Below are 16,907 nucleotides of genomic sequence, written 5' to 3' on the forward strand. Positions count from 1 at the left end.
CTCAAATCCGTTGTAGTTGGTGTTATATGTTCGGCATTTTTATCTATAAATCACGTTTTGCTCTCGTTTTCATTATATCACTATTTATTTTGTCTGTATATGATAATGCGACATAACAACGCATTGTATTTTGATGCTGAATTGATAGTTGAATTTCTCCTTTGTCAGTTTTCCAAACAGAAAAATATTTACAATTGTCAAATTTAACTTTGAACATTTTGTCATTATCGTCTCGTGGTTGAGAATTAGAATCAAATTTTTCAACGACTTCTGAAGGATTGCCATATTTTTCAGTTAGCATATCTTTTAAATCAAAGTAATTTCCTGAAAGTGTTGACCAAGTATCCTTTTCAGGAAATATAACTGCTATTTTGTAAACCAAATCTTTTTGTTTCAATGTAGCAACTCCAACATTACAGTCTTTGTAACCTGCGAACTCTCCATTTAGTATTGCAGTTCCATCTTCTGTTCCCAAATTTGTAAAGCCGTCTTGAACCATTCTTGAAACATATTCTTTTAGTGTTCCGTCTATTGGCACGCCTTTAAAAACCAAATGTTCTGATGTTTGACTATAAGTGTAGTTACAAACTGTCAAATAAATCAAAAAAAATAAAGTAATTTTTGTCTTCATATTTTTAAAGTTTATATTTTCTTCGGTTTGCTCGAGGCGGATTCAACGTTCTCACGCTACAAGCAGTTTGGGACTAAATTAAGCCCTATTCTTGGATTTTCAAAATTATCCCAAATACAAAACCAGCTTTACATTAAGCCAATTGCCCAAATTCGTTGAGGTAGCTTGTAGACAACCATTGCTATTTAATTCTTACAAGTTTGCCATTTTTTCCTTCATAAATTTTATCATCGTTGGTATTTAAACTAAGATCTGCACCGCCAAACACTAACTTTATGTAACCAGTAGAAAATAGGGTATATTGGAGATTTGTATCCCCTAGTTCACTAAGGACATTATTTAAATTTAAATCTCTTAAACTATTAGGAAAACTATTATTTGTTAAATAGTATTTTTTTAGTTCACTTACTAAAATCCCCATTCTTTTACCGTCTTCTAGTCCATCATTATATGTGAACTTTTGTTCTGGAAATTTTACTTCGTCAATAATGCTTGATGTAAAATATCGAACTATAAAAAGATTATTGAATTTGTTTTTAAAAGTCATTGTTTCATTTCTAGTGAAGGTAAAATTTATTGAAGCGGCAATTCTTTTTACATCAGCTGAAGGAATCTGGAATTGAGCACTTAAGTCGGCTGAAATAGAATCGATGCTAATCCTTGTTTTGTTAAACGAACCGTCTAACTGTATAGCAACAAGACTAGTATTTGCCGCAGCATTATTTGATAATACGTAATTTTTCAGATTGTATGCAAATTGATCATTGCCAATATTTATTCTTGGTGTATTATTAATGTAATAGTTGATCTTGTCAATATAAGCTGGATCAAGTCTTGCGTCAACATAATAGCCTTTAAGATTTGTCGATTCATCGGCCAATCTATTTAAATAGGCTCTTACTTTTGCACTTATTTCAGCACTTGTACTAATTGTTATTGTGTCTAACTGAGCTTTTAATTCTGTAGTAGCTTTTGTCACTTTCTTTTTGTCAACTGTAAATTCATTAGAAAATATTTCATATCGACTCATTAGAATTAAGTTCTTGTATAAGTTCTTTGAATTGAAAAGTATCTTTTTCCTTTGAGCTATTGGTAGGTGAGTTGAATCCTTTAAGTATGATTTCAATTTTAAATAGTCGGAATCTGTTGACAGACTTGGCATTTTTTGTTCAACTCTAGCCAATCCAATACTTTTATAATAATCAAAGTCAATAGTGTCTAAAAAAGGGTAGTTATTATCTTGAAGTGAAAGATTAAATAAATCCAGGGTTTCCATTGTGTTTTTATCCCTTCTATATGAACCTAAACTGTAGTAATAGTCATCATTTTTTTTTGTTATTAAGGGATTGAGTATTGGAGTGCGGTAATAGTCTGGTGCTCCGACAAATTTCTTTTGTCCACAAACTTCATTCGCTTTAAAATCAATTCCGTAAATTGTCACTTTTTCTCCTCCAAAGAATTGTGCAAATGCAGTCGATGTCAATGTTAGAAGAAAGGCTATTAAAAAAACTGTTTTTCTCATTGTTGTTTATTTTAGTTGGTGAATATTTATATATTTTGTCACTCAGGGTTGTCTACAACTTGTAAAAAAACTTTCGCCAATCTATACCATTGTTTAGATAAATACACGAAATTTTGTTTTTGAATTTTCATGTAACATCAAAACATATAAAATAATTTTAATACAATATTACGGTCTTTAATATTTTAGATTAAATACTCATCAACATCGTTTTTTTCAATCATTTCCTATTTCTATTCCTCCAACTACCATTAGACCCCACACACCACAATAATTCCTATTATTCCATCCCATAAAGATAAAATGGCAATTTCAATGATAAAGCATGGTAAATGCTATTACTACCGAATTAACAACTTTTACTCCCACTTTGAAAAGCAATTGTCATAAAACCAAAAAAAGATGCTATAAAGCATCTTTTGGAAAGTATTGGATTAAGATCAAACCTTTTTTTTTTAATTTCTATCCCAAATTAACAAGTATTCACAATAAAATAAAAAAAGACACCATCACAGCATTTCCTTATTTTCTTTTCCTGCAACTCCCATTATAACCTCAATTCCTCAATCGCTCATAAAAACTTCCCTTTCCAGCAAAGCCCAAAAAACAAAATACAGTAAGCCCTATTATTTCTTACCATTGAGAATACTTAGTAGTCAGGTGTTTTATATCTCTTCAAAATATTCTTCCTTGGAGTTTATTCTATTTTGCTCATATAATTTCGAGTGATTAATTACATAACCTTTATATCCACAACTTTTCAAAATCAGTTTACTTATCAAGGTATATAGCTTAGCGCTTATATACAGCATATGGTTATCAATTTCTTCACTAGTTCTTTCAGTTTCATTGTTCATCAGAATGTTTCCATGTAGAAGATAATTGCGATAATCAATCGCTTTTTCTTCTGCTTCAGAGAGCTTTATTTTTAACTGATCAAATGGAGCTCTTAACTTTTCTGCATTAGTTAATCGATTAAAATTTACAGGTTTGTTAATTTCATTTATCCTTCTTCTCATTTTTATTTCAGCTTCTGGATGTATTTTTTTTGAGTGTTTATCTATGACAGTATTCATGTCGTGAATGATATCTCCAACCAGATCTTTATCGGTAATTAATTTTTCCTGTTTATTTTGTTTTATTATTATAATATTAGCAAACGATTCCAGTATAACAGAAAAAACACCTGGCATTGAAACTATAGATTTTAGGCTTGCCACTTCCATCAAAAAAATGATGGCTACTGAAAAATCCATATTGTAGCGGAGTTGGGTAATTAATTCTGAAATTACCGAACTGGGAATCACTTTTAATTTACCATAATAGTTATCTGCAATTTCTTTTTCTTTACTCTTGTACAGTTTTGAATATGGATTTGATGTTACTGGATGGAAAAATGTTTTTAGTGGATTCCTTGATAGGCTTCGGTAAATGAAGTTTTCTCCTGAGAATATATAATTTTCACCGCCTGGCATATACCCAATTAAAAAACCGATTCCTTTTTGAATAGCATAAGAATCCTCACTGAACTCTTCTAATGTTACTGAATCCAGATTTTCGATTATAAAGTAGCTATTCTCTTTGTCGTTATGTTGGGTTATATCATACCTTTTTTTCATGATTGTTAATCTTACACACTCAAAAGCCCAAGGAATTATTCCATCATGTTTTGCCTTTTCAAGTTTGTAATGAAAAATATTTGTACTTTTTGAGTCATCAAAAAAAAACATTTTAAAAAATGTGGAGTTATTGAGATCACCCTTATATATACCATCAATATCAAAAGTGTGTTGAGCTGGGATTTCAGCTAATCTAGAGTGTATAGGGTTTTTGAAATCAGTTGATTTAAGTGTAAATATTTCGTTGTTAAGCAGGATTTTTATTTTCTTGTCTGCACTATATGGAAAAACACCATCAAAGGAAAGCTGATAATCTTTTTTTGACTTCGTGATATATGCTTCCCCAAAGCCATCTTCTAAATTTACTTTGTATCGTTTAAAACTTTCAAACTGCTCAATTGTTTTTAACTCAGTTGCAAAATTTTTATTTTTCGATTCTTTCATAATTAGGCGAGTTTTTTTTCGAATTTACTGATAACTGAATACGATGAGGGCATGGATTGCAAATCCGCGATCGAGGTAAAGTTATGAAAGCAAAAGTAAAGAAATAGTTCAAAATAATTAATCAACTAGATACGCTTTAGAGATGGGAAAAGCCTCCAGTTGGAGGCTTTTTCATTATTATTTTTATGTTTTTGATTGATAAAATTCTATAATTGTAATCTTTTAAATATAAATGTTGATATTATTTAATGAATAATGTTAATTTTGATATTCACAAAAAATTTCTGACGTGCATATATCAAAAGTAACTCTCGTTAACTATCGAAATTTTGCAAAATCTAATTTTCATTTTAAAAAAGGAATTAATACTATAATAGGTGAAAATGGCTCTGGAAAAACTAATCTTTTTAGAGCAATAAGATTACTACTTGATGATAGTATTTATTCTTCTGCTTACAAACTTGATGATGGAGATTTTAATAGAAGTTTGCAATCATGGAAAGGACATTGGATTATAATTTCTATTGAGTTTGAAGAAATCTCGAAAGATGAAGCTATACAAGCTCTATTTGCACATGGTACAGCTGTTTTGCAAGAAGGGGAAGATGATAACAAAGCAACTTATAATTTATATTTCCGTCCTAAAGCTGATATTAGACTTAAACTTGCAGAACTGGCGGAAGGAGATTTAGTCGCTTTACAAAGTTTATTAGACGATATAGATATTAGGGAAAATTATGAAACTGTCTTTTTCGGCAAAAGTACTGTTGATTTTACTGATCCTGAAGTTTATAAAAACTTAGTTGGTGATTTTGAAAACGTTAGATTTCCTGTAACACTTGATTCCTCGTTATATGGTGTAAGAGTTCCTAATCAATTATCAGTCGCAAAAGAAATATCATTTACATTCATTCAGGCATTACGTGATGTTGTTAGTGATTTTCATAATAATAGAACAAACCCACTTTTAGCACTACTCAAAAATAAAAGTGGCGATATAGAAAAAAGCGAATTTGAGCCAATAAGTAAAATGGTAAAAGATCTCAATAATGGGGTTGAAACTTTAAAAGATGTTCAAATTATCAGAGATGATATTAAAAGTACTATAAGAGACGCTGTCGGAGAAACTTATTCACCTTCAAAACTATCTATTAAATCAAGTTTATCTGAAGAAGCTGATAAGCTATTGCAATCATTAAAATTATTTGTGGGTGAACCCGATGAAGATTATGAAGGAGGAATACATGAATTAAGTCTTGGTGGCGCTAACCTAATTTTTTAACTTTAAAATTATTGGAATATAAATATGGCAAGACAAAAGGAACATTTGCAAATTTTCTGATTATAGAAGAACCGGAAGCTCACATTCACACCCATATTCAAAAAACTTTGTTTGATAAGCTCGACTATAGTGATACTCAAATAATTTATTCAACACATTCAACCTATATATCTGAAGTTAGTGACGTTTCAAGTATTAATATTTTAGCCAAAAAGAGAAATTTCGCGGAAGTTTATCAACCCTCAACAGGTCTTTCAGTAAAAGAAATCACACAAATACAGCGTTATCTTGATGCAGTTAGAAGCAATTTACTTTTCGCTAAAGGGGTAATACTTGTGGAAGGCGATGCTGAAGAAATACTTATTCCTTTATTAGTGAAAAAAGTTTTAGGACTAAGTTTAGATGAACTGGGGATAAGTCTTATAAATATAGGAAGCACTGGATTTACAAATGTAGCTCAACTTTTCCACGATTTGAGAATTAGACGAAAATGCAGTATCATAACCGATTCCGATAAAGCTTTTATCGATACTACAATTTTAGACGGAGACGGAGATAAACTAAAGCAATTTAAAACTAAAGCTAAAAACTCCCAATTAGCTGGCGCAAATAGAAAAGTAATCTTAGATGAATTTGTTGATGAGAATGATTGGATTTCAGTTTTTTATGCTGAAAATACGTTTGAAGTCGATTTTATAACCGCAGGTAACGCACCTGACGTTGACAATCTTGTAAATATTATATATTCGCAAGCTGCAAAGCGTACTCAAGCCAGTGCAGATTTAGCTTCTGAGGATATAGCATTGTATGGCAAGAGGGTTTTAACAATGGCTACTAATGAAGGCAAAGGATGGTTTGCAATTATGCTCGGTGGATATATCACCGATCAAACTATAATTCCTGATTATATTCTTGATGCCATAATATTTGCCAAACAAACATTTTCAAGATCAATAATTGCAACTGTCATAGAATATCGTATAAAAGCAAATTCTGAAACAATTCCTGTAGCAGATTTTACTGAAGCGAGGAAAGAGCTACGTGACTATGTTGACGGAAAAATAGAAATAGATCGAATGATGGTACTTTTAGCCGCTATCATTCCTGATGATCAGATTATGGACTTCTTAGACTATATGTAATATGTTTATTTGGGAAAAAGACGAGCTTAATATAGAGCAAGAAAATGCTATTTACGAAAAGGATAATAATACCCTGCTTATTGCCTGTCCAGGCAGCGGTAAAACTCGTACGTTGACTTATAAAATTGCCTATGAATTATCTCGTTTAAAATCTGAAAAAGAATATATAATAGCAATTACATACACAAATGCAGCGGCAGACGAAATTAAGGACCGAGTAGAACTATTAGGCGTTGATACATCACGTTTATGGATAGGCACAATTCATGCTTTTTGTACTGAGTGGATATTGAGACCTTATTCACTTCATATTGAAGAATTAAAAAATGGGTTTAAAATTTTGAATTCACACGATGCTGAAGAATTGATTACTGAATTATGCCAAGCTGAAACAAATCCGCGAATCACCTACTATGACTGTCAATTTATTGCAACAACTACAGAATATAAAATTGCAAGTTTAGAAACGGGAAAGCATCAATCCATAGGAAATGTTTTAAACAAGTATTTAGCGATATTAATACAAAACAATCAGATTGATTACGAACAAATACTTTACTATTCCTATCTAATTTTAAAGGAACAACCGGTAATTTGCACAATTTTATCAAATATTTTCCCTTTCCTATTGGTAGATGAATTTCAGGACACTAAAGATATTCAGTACCATATTATACTTTCTATTATAAAAGCAGGTAAAGGGCATAGTAAACTTTTTATAGTTGGCGATCCAAACCAATCCATTTTTGATACTTTGGGCGGATATTCGATGCCAAAACACAGAATGGAACAACTAACTGCCCTACTTTTCGCAGAGTACCATCTTAAAAGTAATTATCGATCATCTGCGAAAATAATCACATACTTTGATCACTATAAAACTTTCCCCAATAGAATAGTAGCAAAAGGTAAATTATCAGATTTCGAGAGTGTTATTACGTTTAATGATGTAGTTAATCATACGCTTATTATCGATGAAATTACCAGATTGATACTTTACAATATTACAGAAAAAGGCATTTCACCAAATGAAATATGTATTGCTGCTCCACAGTGGATTCCGCTTGCCAGCCTTACAAGAAAACTAATGGTAAAATTACCAGACTACAGTTTTGATGGGCCTGGCATGGCTCCATTTGCAAGGGATATTGATAATTTTTGGTTTAAGTTATCAAGAATTATACTTACCGAGCCCTCACCACATATGTATATTCGTCGATTACGATGGGCAAAAGAAATTTTACATGACCTTTCTGCTGCTGGAGTAAATGTTGATCATATTACACAAAAGGAATTTTTAAAAAACTGTAACTCTATTGATATTCAAGAAGATGAAGGTGTAGCGTATTTGGTAAAATCTTTCAATAAAATAATGGAATTTTTAAAATTAAAAATTTCATTTTATCCTACACTTCAGGAACATTATGATTCTTTTTTTGAAAGCTCAGCAAAACGAATGCAAAAATTGATTGATGCTGGGAATGAATCGGTTAATACTATTTCCAATTTCAAAAAAGTCTTTAAACAAAGAGAAGGAATTAAAATATCTACAATTCACGGAGTAAAAGGAACCGAATATGATACTGTGATTGGCTTTGGGTTACTTCAAAGTTGGGTACCTCATTTTCAAGATTCTAACGGTTTAGTGAATTCAAAAAAAATGCTTTATGTATTGGCTTCGAGAGCTAGAAAACATCTTCATATAATATCTGAAACAGGCAGAAACATTAATAGACATAATCCTTCAGGTTTGCTGCCGACATCACATTTAAGAGAATATCAGTTTGATTATTCGCAAGTGTAGATAAAATGATAAAAAGAATAAGGCTTTCAAAACCTTGTGATAAAAGCTGATAAGGTAAAAAATGGAAATTGTTATTTAAACTAATATTTTAAAGTTCCCCAAAACCAAGATAATTAATTTATTAGAAGTTTCAATTTCTTCTAATAATGCAAAATGTTTAGTATCTCTTTTGATCCATAATTTTCTACTACATTTTGGTAAACTAATCACTAACGGCTGACGCTTGGCGCCGTTTTCTGTGTTGCGCTGTGGCAGAAAAATGGAGCTAAGCGTATGTTGTAAACTGTTTTATCGTCATATTTTATTCTGATCAGGAAATTAATTAATATTTCAAAATAAATCATAGATATCGTCTTTATATTCCGTTAAGGTTAATTCCATTTTGTCGACTTTGAGGAGTTTTCCTTTACCAGATTGTTCATCCATTAAATCTGAATTGAAAAGTGTATAGTTCCTCTTACCAGTGAAAGAACTTCGAAAGCAAACTCCATCATAGTTTTTCCTAATAATTTCTTCAACGATAAGCTGAGTGTCAAGGTAAATAGAATTGGTACCATTACCTATCGGCTTTGAAAATAATGAATTGATAGCGGAAATTAACTGCAATTCCTTTATCGTCGTATAGTTTTGTTTAAAATTCCAAATATTGGGATCGGTAAGGTCGAAAATCCGTAATGGACTTTTGGAATGAAATTCTCCAATTGATACCAAATCACCTTTCTGTGCACGCACTTCTAAAACGCTTGTATTAATGTCTTCGGCTAAATACAGGAATCCACAAAATGCCCTATTCGCTCTGCCTGAATTGATTGCATGTTTAGGTGCTACACCAATATCCTTTTTATCATAAGGAACATTAACAGCCCTACCATATTCACCTAGTGCTTCTTTGCAACCAATTCGAGACCTATAACCTGATATTTTAACTGTTTTGTTTTTAAGCATTAATTCAGCTTTATTGACTAACTCGGTTGCTGCTTGTAATTTATTTTTAAAATTATCTTCTGATGTTAAAGAATTTAATAATTTATGTTGCTCTTCATTAACTAAAGCCCAAGGACTAGCCCAATGATCATCAAGAATTAATGTCTTGAAATCGTTATTTTCAATTGAATAATACAATAATTCGTATTTATCATTTTGTTCTATTTTTTTCCAACTAAAGAATAATTCTTCTTGATAAATAGTATCTAAGTAGTTTCTTGTTCCATAACGACCATCCCAGTCAGCTTGGGGGTAGTAATATGCAACATAAGCCTCTAAATAAGGCTTGATATCATCTATTGTGTCTTGATTTAATCCAAATAAATTTTTGTTATCGCAAAAGTCACAATGTTCAATCTTTTGCCCCATTTTTATTATTTCCTCTTGAACTGCTTCATTATTTGAACATTTGTAACAGATATTAAATTCTTCTTCCATTATTTTTTTGATTTTTAACTAGGGAATTGTTTACAACGTCAGTCTGTGAAAAAACTCAAATTAACCTCTTGAGAATCTCATATTTGAGATTTCTCTTTGGTAGCCCTCCGAATACTTTCTAAATTTGAAGAGGTATTTTCAAAGCCTGACGTCTCAGCACTACAGCGTGTTTGGGACTAAATTAAGCCCATTCTTCGGATTTGCCAAATCTTCCCAAATACAAGACCAACTTTCCATTAAGCCAAATGCCCAAATCCGTTGTAGGAGTACCTGTTAGCCGTAATTCTTGTATCCTAATTTTTCTAGTTTTTGAATTGCTTTTGCGATGGTTTCGTCATTAAAAAGAACTCTGTATTTAGGTTTTAATATTATGTTCTCAAATGTTAAGTCTAATCGATCAATTTCAAACATTTTTAGTAAACCTGATTGGATGTTTTCGGCTCCATCTTTCATTAATTTTCTTGCAGTTCCTATTGCACCATATCTAAAAAGCATATCAGTTACAGTGATTTTATTGATTTTTGCACCCGCTTTTAATGATTCATCTAATGATTGTAATAGCTCATCAAGCAATTCCTTTTCGATTTTCTCAAATTCTTCTTCTTTAGATTCAGAATCTGTAGTAATAATGTTCGATAATTTTTGAATTTCATAGTTACCTACAATCGTTTCTAGAAATTTAAATCTCCCTAAAAATTGTTTAACTAGAGTTTCATCGTCACTTATAATTACATTTTCGTGGTTAAAAAATTCCGCAGAATTTGTCCAATTATATGATCCAAATATTACTTTTCTTTTGTCAAAAACTGCAAACTTATCGTGAAGAAATCTTCCAGAACTGGTAGATAGAATATTAATTAAGCCACTTTTATTTTGAATTTCTTTAAAACTCAGACGCTTATTTTCAAAATGGTCACTAATTATTATTTTAATTTTACACCCAGATTCTGCTTTGTCAATTAACTTTCCTAGAATTTCTTTGCTCGTAAACCAAGCCACACAAATTAATATTTCTTCCTTTGAAGATACAATTTGTTCAATAATTTTATTTCTAATGTCTTTGAAATGTGCTTGTGTCATAGAATTACGGCTAACTAGGTTTATACATCTCCATATTGAGTGGATTAGCGAAGGTTTTGCGTGTTTTTTTTATACAAAATCAAACTTACAAAATAGATTCAAGTATTCACTACCTTTTTCTTGCATTACTATTATCATAAAATAAAAAAGACACCTCATCAGAATCTTTCATTATTTCTTCCCTCTTTTCCTCCAACTTCCATTATAACCTCGACCCCTCAATCGCTCATAAAACTTCCCTCTTATGTAAAGCCCCACAAACCACAATAAAACAAAACCTATTATTTCATACCATTCCATCCCTCAAAGATAAAATGGCAATTACAGTAATAATGCAACTAGAATTCTAATACTCCCGAATTGACAAGTTTTAATCCAGAATTGACAAGTGCTTTACAAATTGCGATAAAAAAAGAGGACTACAAAATCCTCTTGAAAAACTAAAAATTTCTTTTATCATATCTTCTTAGACATTGAATAAGCTATGGTTCCGTTCGACAGTGGTTTCATTGTTCGCGTTGCGCACATAACGAAACCTTATTTGTTACCTGCCGTTTTAATATTGTGCAATTTTACATTTTCCACTGGTAATATCGTCTTGTACTGTCTTATATTTCACATTATCCTTTCGGATGCCATTTTGATATACAACGTTAATCCTTTCGTTTCTTCCAAATTTTGTACGTGTTACATTGATTTTGGTTTTATCCTCTTTTTTAGGTGATAAATTGAATGTAATATTTTTTTGAATACCCTCGTGCTCATATCGTACTTGTTTATTAGGTCCTGTTTGCATCATTCTAAATAATTTAAAAATTTCATCAGCTTTCTCGTTATAAAGAATTTTTCCAGTTTTAAAGTCAAATTTAGTCGTTCCGAATGAACCAATTATTTGGTCTGAAGTTACTTCGTCTGAAGCTGGGTCAAGATTTTCATATTCGTCAAGGATAAAGCGAGTTTCAACGCCAATCAAATTATAACGTTCAAGCATCAATTCATTCCTTATTGCAAAGTTTTCTCCAAATTTTTTTTTCTGAACACTTGGATAAATTATTGCCTCAAAATTTCTGTCTGATACAACTGGATAAAATAATTGCTCAGATGACAACAAAGCACTAAAAAGATAATCTCTTGGTTTGCTCCTATCTACTTCTAAACTATATGCATCAACAAAAAAGTCCTCCAATTGATAGTAAACCTCTTGAAGTTGATGCTGAATTTTGGGATTTTCAGTCTTATCCTTCATTATAATTAAGCTATTCACTTTTGCATTTGGTTTTAACTCATAATGTGAAAGCGTAATTACATCACCGTGTTTCGGTTTTATTTCCCAATATGCACCAGCTTCGCTCGTAGCACAATATAAAATTTGCTGATTTGGAATATTACAACGTCCAAATCCACAGTATTGTATTGGGGGTGCTAGTAGTTGAGAAATATCAGTTAAATAACTAAGTTCTTTTCCTTGTGCCTCTAATATTCTGTTGTTATTTGAAATTCTAACAAGTCTTTGTGGAGGTTCTTGAGTATTTCCACCAATTTTAAGGTTAAAGAACTTAGCTACGTCTTTTTTAAGGTTCTCAAATTCGTCATTAGTCAAATCCTGAACTTTATTGAAAAGAGAACGATAATAGTTTAGCTTCTCCACTATGTCCTTAGTTGGATGTAAATTTAGCTCTTCTTGATTTGTTTCATTATTTGCAATCTTGTCAATCATTCTGATGTTGGTCTAAAAATGGCAGGTAACTTGTAAATAAGAGCCACAAAGTGATTACAATCCATCCAAATTAGGTTGGTTTTTGCTAAATTATAATTTTTTACTATCACTCTATCAAACATACAAAACCATTTCAAATATACTTTACGGTTTTCCACATAGGCAATAAAAAAAGATGTCTAAGCATCTTTTATAAATCATTATCTTTTTCTGAACTATTTGTAGAATCTAGTTCGTCATAATATGTTTCAAAATCAAAATCTATATTAAATAGTTCTCTTGGATGTATTCGAAGACCTTTGGCAAGTTCTATAAGACTTGAAAGTTGACAATCAATTTTATTATTAGCAATATTACTAATCTTACCACTATGAATTTCACATTTAGCAGCAATCTTTGCATAAGCAGTTTTACCTTTTAAAGATTTTACCTTTTGTGCAATTAACTCTTTAATTTCTTTTGTCTTATTTTCATTCTTCATTACCATCTTTTAGTGCAATTTGACTAAAACTCAAAAAATATTCATTACCGAATTCGGTAATACGAATAAAATAATTATCTTTGCATTAAGATTACATTGAAAATTGTAATTTTGCGACTCTTCAAAAAACATTGAAGCATTCGCTTTGAATCTCGTATCAGAAAACTGGTAATTTTATAGGAACGAGAAGATAAGTACGATGCTCACGTCCTATGGCGTGGGCTCACTTATTGTTCCCCGGTATACCAGTACCTCTGATATGATAAGCTGAGTTCCATGCCTTTTTTTATGTCCATTCTTTAGGCAAAATTCAATTTCAATTCTTAGCATTGTTTCCTTTTTTAAAGTTTCGCATTACCATTAATTATTATTGAATTAGTTGGGAAAGGCACTGCCACCGTCTGGCTGCAACAGGCAACGGCAGTAAGCTTTTCCTATTTTAAAAACTCTTTTAAAGGAAATGCCTATGCAATAAAAAAAACAAAAAAATCTTTGTGCCTTAGCGTCTTCGCGGTGCAACAAAAAAATGGCCCTCTAACTCGTCGCCAAACTACCTAGAGGACCGCAGCTAATAAAACTAACATTTTACTAAACCAACCCAATATTATGAAAACTTTTTCATTTTCTAGGGATGTAAAAGCTTTTTGTTTCCTGTTTTTAATGGGAACTGTACTGTCTTTATCACCCATACAAGCCAAAAATAAACTACGGAAATCCCTTTCCATTAACCAACAGCAACAAATTCAAGGAACTGTAACCGATGGAATTAATCCTTTAGCGGGAGTAAGCATTTCTATAAAAGGAAAATCAAACGCCACCGTAACAGATTATAATGGTCAATATACCCTTTCTGCGGCACCAGAAGACATTTTAATTTTTTCCTACATAGGTTACAAAACTCAAATAGTTTCTGTACAAGGGCGAACTGCAGTCAACATTAGCCTGCAGGAAAATGAGACCAAACTCCAAGAGGTCAAAATCAATGCGGGATACTACTCAGTAAAGAACAGCGAACGAACAGGAAGCATTGCTCGCATTACTGCAAAATCCATCGAAAAACAGCCCGTAACAAATGTGCTGGCTGTTATGCAGGGAAGAATGGCTGGCGTAAATATTACCCAGACTACAGGAGTTCCCGGCGGTGGTTTCAATATTCAGATTAGAGGAAGAAACAGCCTCCGTACTGAAGGGAATGACCCCTTATACATCATAGACGGTCTGCCTTTTGCTTCCGAAAATGTTGGAAATACCAATCTGTCTGCTGGAATCTTGCCAAATGCTGGAATCAATCCGCTCAACGGCATTAATCCTTCCGACATAGAAAACATTGAAGTGCTGAAAGATGCCGATGCCACCGCCATTTATGGCTCAAGAGGCGCTAATGGAGTAGTACTCATTACCACCAAAAAAGGCAGATCAAACAAAACGGAAGTTACTATCAATGCCTACACTGGCGCAGGCAAGGTAACCCGAACGCTTGATTTAATGCATACTGATCAGTATTTAGAAATGCGGAGAGAAGCATTCGCTAATGATGGCGTTGCAGTCTATCCTTCTTATGCCTATGACTTAAATGGTACTTGGAATCAAAACCGTTATACGGACTGGCAGAAAGAACTCATAGGCGGTACAGCGTTAACACAAAATATTGAGGCGGGAGTTTCTGGGGGAAACAGCAAAACTCAATTTCTAATTCGGGCAACCCATTTCAGGGAGACTACAGTATTCCCTGGTGATTTCTCTTATGGAAAAACCGCCCTGCACTTCAGTATCAATCATGTATCCGAAAATAATAAATTCAGTATTAATTTTTCAGGAAATTATGTTGCCGACAAAAACGACTTATTAGGAACCGATTTGACACGCCAGGCAATTATTCTTTCTCCAAATGCACCTGAACTCTATACTCCTGATGGTACACTCAATTGGGAAAACGGAACTTGGAGCAATCCATTGCGGTTCTTGGAACAAAAATACTTGGCCAAGACAAACACACTTGTAGCAAATAGTGTATTGAGCTATAAAATACTCCCGAATTTAGAATTAAAAACAACACTGGGTTTTTCCGATACTCGTTTGGACGAATCCAAAGAAGCTCCTTCTACGATGTACAATCCATCTCTTGGATTAGACAGTTCAGCGTCTACGTATATGTCAAACTATGCAAAACAGCAGTCTTGGAATATCGAACCGCAGCTTTCTTGGCAAAAAGGAATAGGCGGCGGAACGATAAATATCTTGATAGGAACTACGTTTCAGCAGCGCACCAAAGACCAGCAGGCACTCTATGCCACTGGTTTTGCCAGCAATAGTTTAATCGATAACATTGCGGCCGCATCAAGCCTTTCTATTCTAAATAATAATAGCACGACTTATAGATACAATGCCATTTTTGGACGCATCAATTACAATTGGAGGCAAAAATATATTCTAAATGCAACAGGACGTCGTGACGGCTCAAGCCGTTTTGGTCCGGATAAGCGCTTTGCGAACTTTGGAGCATTGGGTGCTGCATGGCTTTTTAGCAAAGAAAATTTCATTGCCAATGCGGTTCCGTTTCTTAGTTTCGGAAAGTTAAGAGCCAGTTACGGTATAACAGGAAGTGACCAGATTGGGGATTACCAATACTTAAACACTTACAATACTTCGGGAGGAAATTACCAAGGAATAGCCACTTTACAGCCCATACGCCTGTATAATCCTGATTTCAGCTGGGAAACCAACAAAAAAAAGGAAATAGCAATCGAAATGGGGTTTATCAATGACCGCATTTTTACAACAGTCGCACGATACAGCAATAGATCTTCCAATCAGCTTGTTGGAACGCCATTGCCGGGCACTACTGGATTTACTTCTGTGCAGTCCAACTTGAATGCCGTTGTCGAAAACTCAGGTTGGGAATTTGAACTGCGGACAGTCAATTTTCAAAACATGCCTTTTAAATGGAGTACAACGGCAAACCTTACGATTCCAAAAAATAAACTTCTTGAGTTTCCAAATTTAGAAGGATCTACTTATGCCAGCCAATATGTAATCGGAGAATCGTTGGATATTCGAAAAGTATATCATTATACAGGTATAAACCCAACGACAGGGATTTATCAATTCGAAGATTACAATAAAAACGGAACTATTTCTGGTGCTGCTGATCGTCAGAAAATCGTGAGTATCAATCCAGAATTCTTTGGTGGCATCGAAAATAGTTTAACATATAAAAATTGGCAGTTCGATTTTCTTTTTCAATTTGTAAAACAAATAGGGGTCAATTACAATTCTGCAGCTCCGTTGCCGGGTACGCTGAGCAATCAGGATACTGAAATATTGAATCGCTGGCAAGAGCAGGGAGATACTGAGGGAGTACAGAAATATACAGCTGGTTCTAATGGAGCGGCATCTGCAGCTTTTAATAATTATCGAAGCAGTGATGCCGCTTATACCGATGCTTCATTTATCAGGCTGAAAAACCTGTCGTTAGCCTACACTATTCCGGAATCGTGGTCAAAATCTGCCCGATGCCGTATCTATCTGCAGGGACAAAACTTGCTCACATTTACGCACTTCAAGGGACTTGACCCCGAAAATCAATCGCTGGGAATCTTGCCCCCGCTGCAGGTATTAGCGATTGGCGTACAGCTTACCTTTTAAATTAAAAGAAACACAGTTTATTTTTTCACCGCAGTCACTCCCTCTGTCATTGCGAAGAATGAAGCAACCCGGAGAGGGCTGGGGTGAGGTTTTTAAACAACTAAACTTATAAAAAACA

At 33.1% G+C, this 16,907-nt stretch carries 11 protein-coding genes; 4 read left to right on the top strand and 7 right to left on the bottom strand.

Annotated features, from left to right (window positions below; translation table 11 throughout):
* Nucleotides 1-43: 43 nt before the first annotated feature.
* The 3 genes from CLU83_RS03685 to CLU83_RS03700 all read right to left on the bottom strand — a co-directional run bounded on the left by CLU83_RS03685 (nucleotide 44) and on the right by CLU83_RS03700 (nucleotide 4,216).
* Nucleotides 44-631, bottom strand: a complete 588-nt coding sequence (locus tag CLU83_RS03685) for a hypothetical protein (protein WP_100430362.1) — start codon at nucleotides 629-631, stop codon at nucleotides 44-46.
* Nucleotides 632-812: 181 nt separating this feature from the next.
* Nucleotides 813-2,153 (bottom strand): hypothetical protein, encoded by a 1,341-nt coding sequence (locus CLU83_RS03690; protein WP_157801977.1) that lies wholly within the window; start codon nucleotides 2,151-2,153, stop codon nucleotides 813-815.
* A gap of 665 nt (nucleotides 2,154-2,818) precedes the next feature.
* Nucleotides 2,819-4,216, bottom strand: coding sequence for a hypothetical protein (locus tag CLU83_RS03700; RefSeq protein ID WP_100430365.1), 1,398 nt, complete (start codon nucleotides 4,214-4,216; stop codon nucleotides 2,819-2,821).
* Between the two features lie 289 nt (nucleotides 4,217-4,505).
* Between CLU83_RS03700 and CLU83_RS22220 the strand changes: the two genes are divergently transcribed.
* From CLU83_RS22220 to CLU83_RS03710, 3 genes are read left to right on the top strand one after another with little or no spacing between them, the layout of a single operon-like run.
* Entirely contained in the window at nucleotides 4,506-5,498 is a 993-nt protein-coding gene (locus CLU83_RS22220) for an AAA family ATPase (protein WP_198512238.1), read from the top strand.
* A gap of 11 nt (nucleotides 5,499-5,509) precedes the next feature.
* On the top strand, nucleotides 5,510-6,640 hold the full coding sequence (locus CLU83_RS22225; RefSeq protein ID WP_198512239.1) for an ATP-dependent endonuclease: 1,131 nt from the start codon (nucleotides 5,510-5,512) through the stop codon (nucleotides 6,638-6,640).
* A gap of 1 nt (nucleotide 6,641) precedes the next feature.
* Nucleotides 6,642-8,444, top strand: coding sequence for a UvrD-helicase domain-containing protein (locus tag CLU83_RS03710; protein ID WP_100430366.1), 1,803 nt, complete (start codon nucleotides 6,642-6,644; stop codon nucleotides 8,442-8,444).
* Between the two features lie 330 nt (nucleotides 8,445-8,774).
* On the opposite strand, the gene CLU83_RS03715 is transcribed toward CLU83_RS03710, so the two are convergent.
* The 4 genes from CLU83_RS03715 to CLU83_RS03730 form a co-directional block, all read right to left on the bottom strand.
* The gene (locus tag CLU83_RS03715) at nucleotides 8,775-9,866 is read right to left on the bottom strand and encodes an RES family NAD+ phosphorylase (RefSeq protein WP_100430367.1); all 1,092 of its coding nucleotides are present in this window, start codon (nucleotides 9,864-9,866) and stop codon (nucleotides 8,775-8,777) included.
* A gap of 273 nt (nucleotides 9,867-10,139) precedes the next feature.
* Nucleotides 10,140-10,946, bottom strand: coding sequence for a phospholipase D-like domain-containing protein (locus CLU83_RS03720; protein ID WP_100430368.1), 807 nt, complete (start codon nucleotides 10,944-10,946; stop codon nucleotides 10,140-10,142).
* A gap of 556 nt (nucleotides 10,947-11,502) precedes the next feature.
* Nucleotides 11,503-12,663 carry a hypothetical protein gene (locus CLU83_RS03725; protein WP_100430369.1) on the bottom strand — a complete coding sequence of 387 codons (1,161 nt, stop codon included), beginning with the start codon at nucleotides 12,661-12,663 and terminating at the stop codon, nucleotides 11,503-11,505.
* A 190-nt stretch (nucleotides 12,664-12,853) separates the two neighbouring features.
* Nucleotides 12,854-13,144, bottom strand: a complete 291-nt coding sequence (locus CLU83_RS03730) for a hypothetical protein (protein ID WP_157801978.1) — start codon at nucleotides 13,142-13,144, stop codon at nucleotides 12,854-12,856.
* Between the two features lie 606 nt (nucleotides 13,145-13,750).
* On the opposite strand from CLU83_RS03730, the gene CLU83_RS03735 reads away from it, so the two are divergent.
* Nucleotides 13,751-16,789: a SusC/RagA family TonB-linked outer membrane protein gene (locus CLU83_RS03735; protein ID WP_100430371.1), complete on the top strand. Its 3,039-nt coding sequence runs from the start codon at nucleotides 13,751-13,753 to the stop codon at nucleotides 16,787-16,789.
* Nucleotides 16,790-16,907 lie beyond the last annotated feature (118 nt).

The sequence above is a fragment of the Flavobacterium sp. 1 genome, assembly GCF_002797935.1.
Taxonomy (GTDB): Bacteria; Bacteroidota; Bacteroidia; order Flavobacteriales; family Flavobacteriaceae; genus Flavobacterium.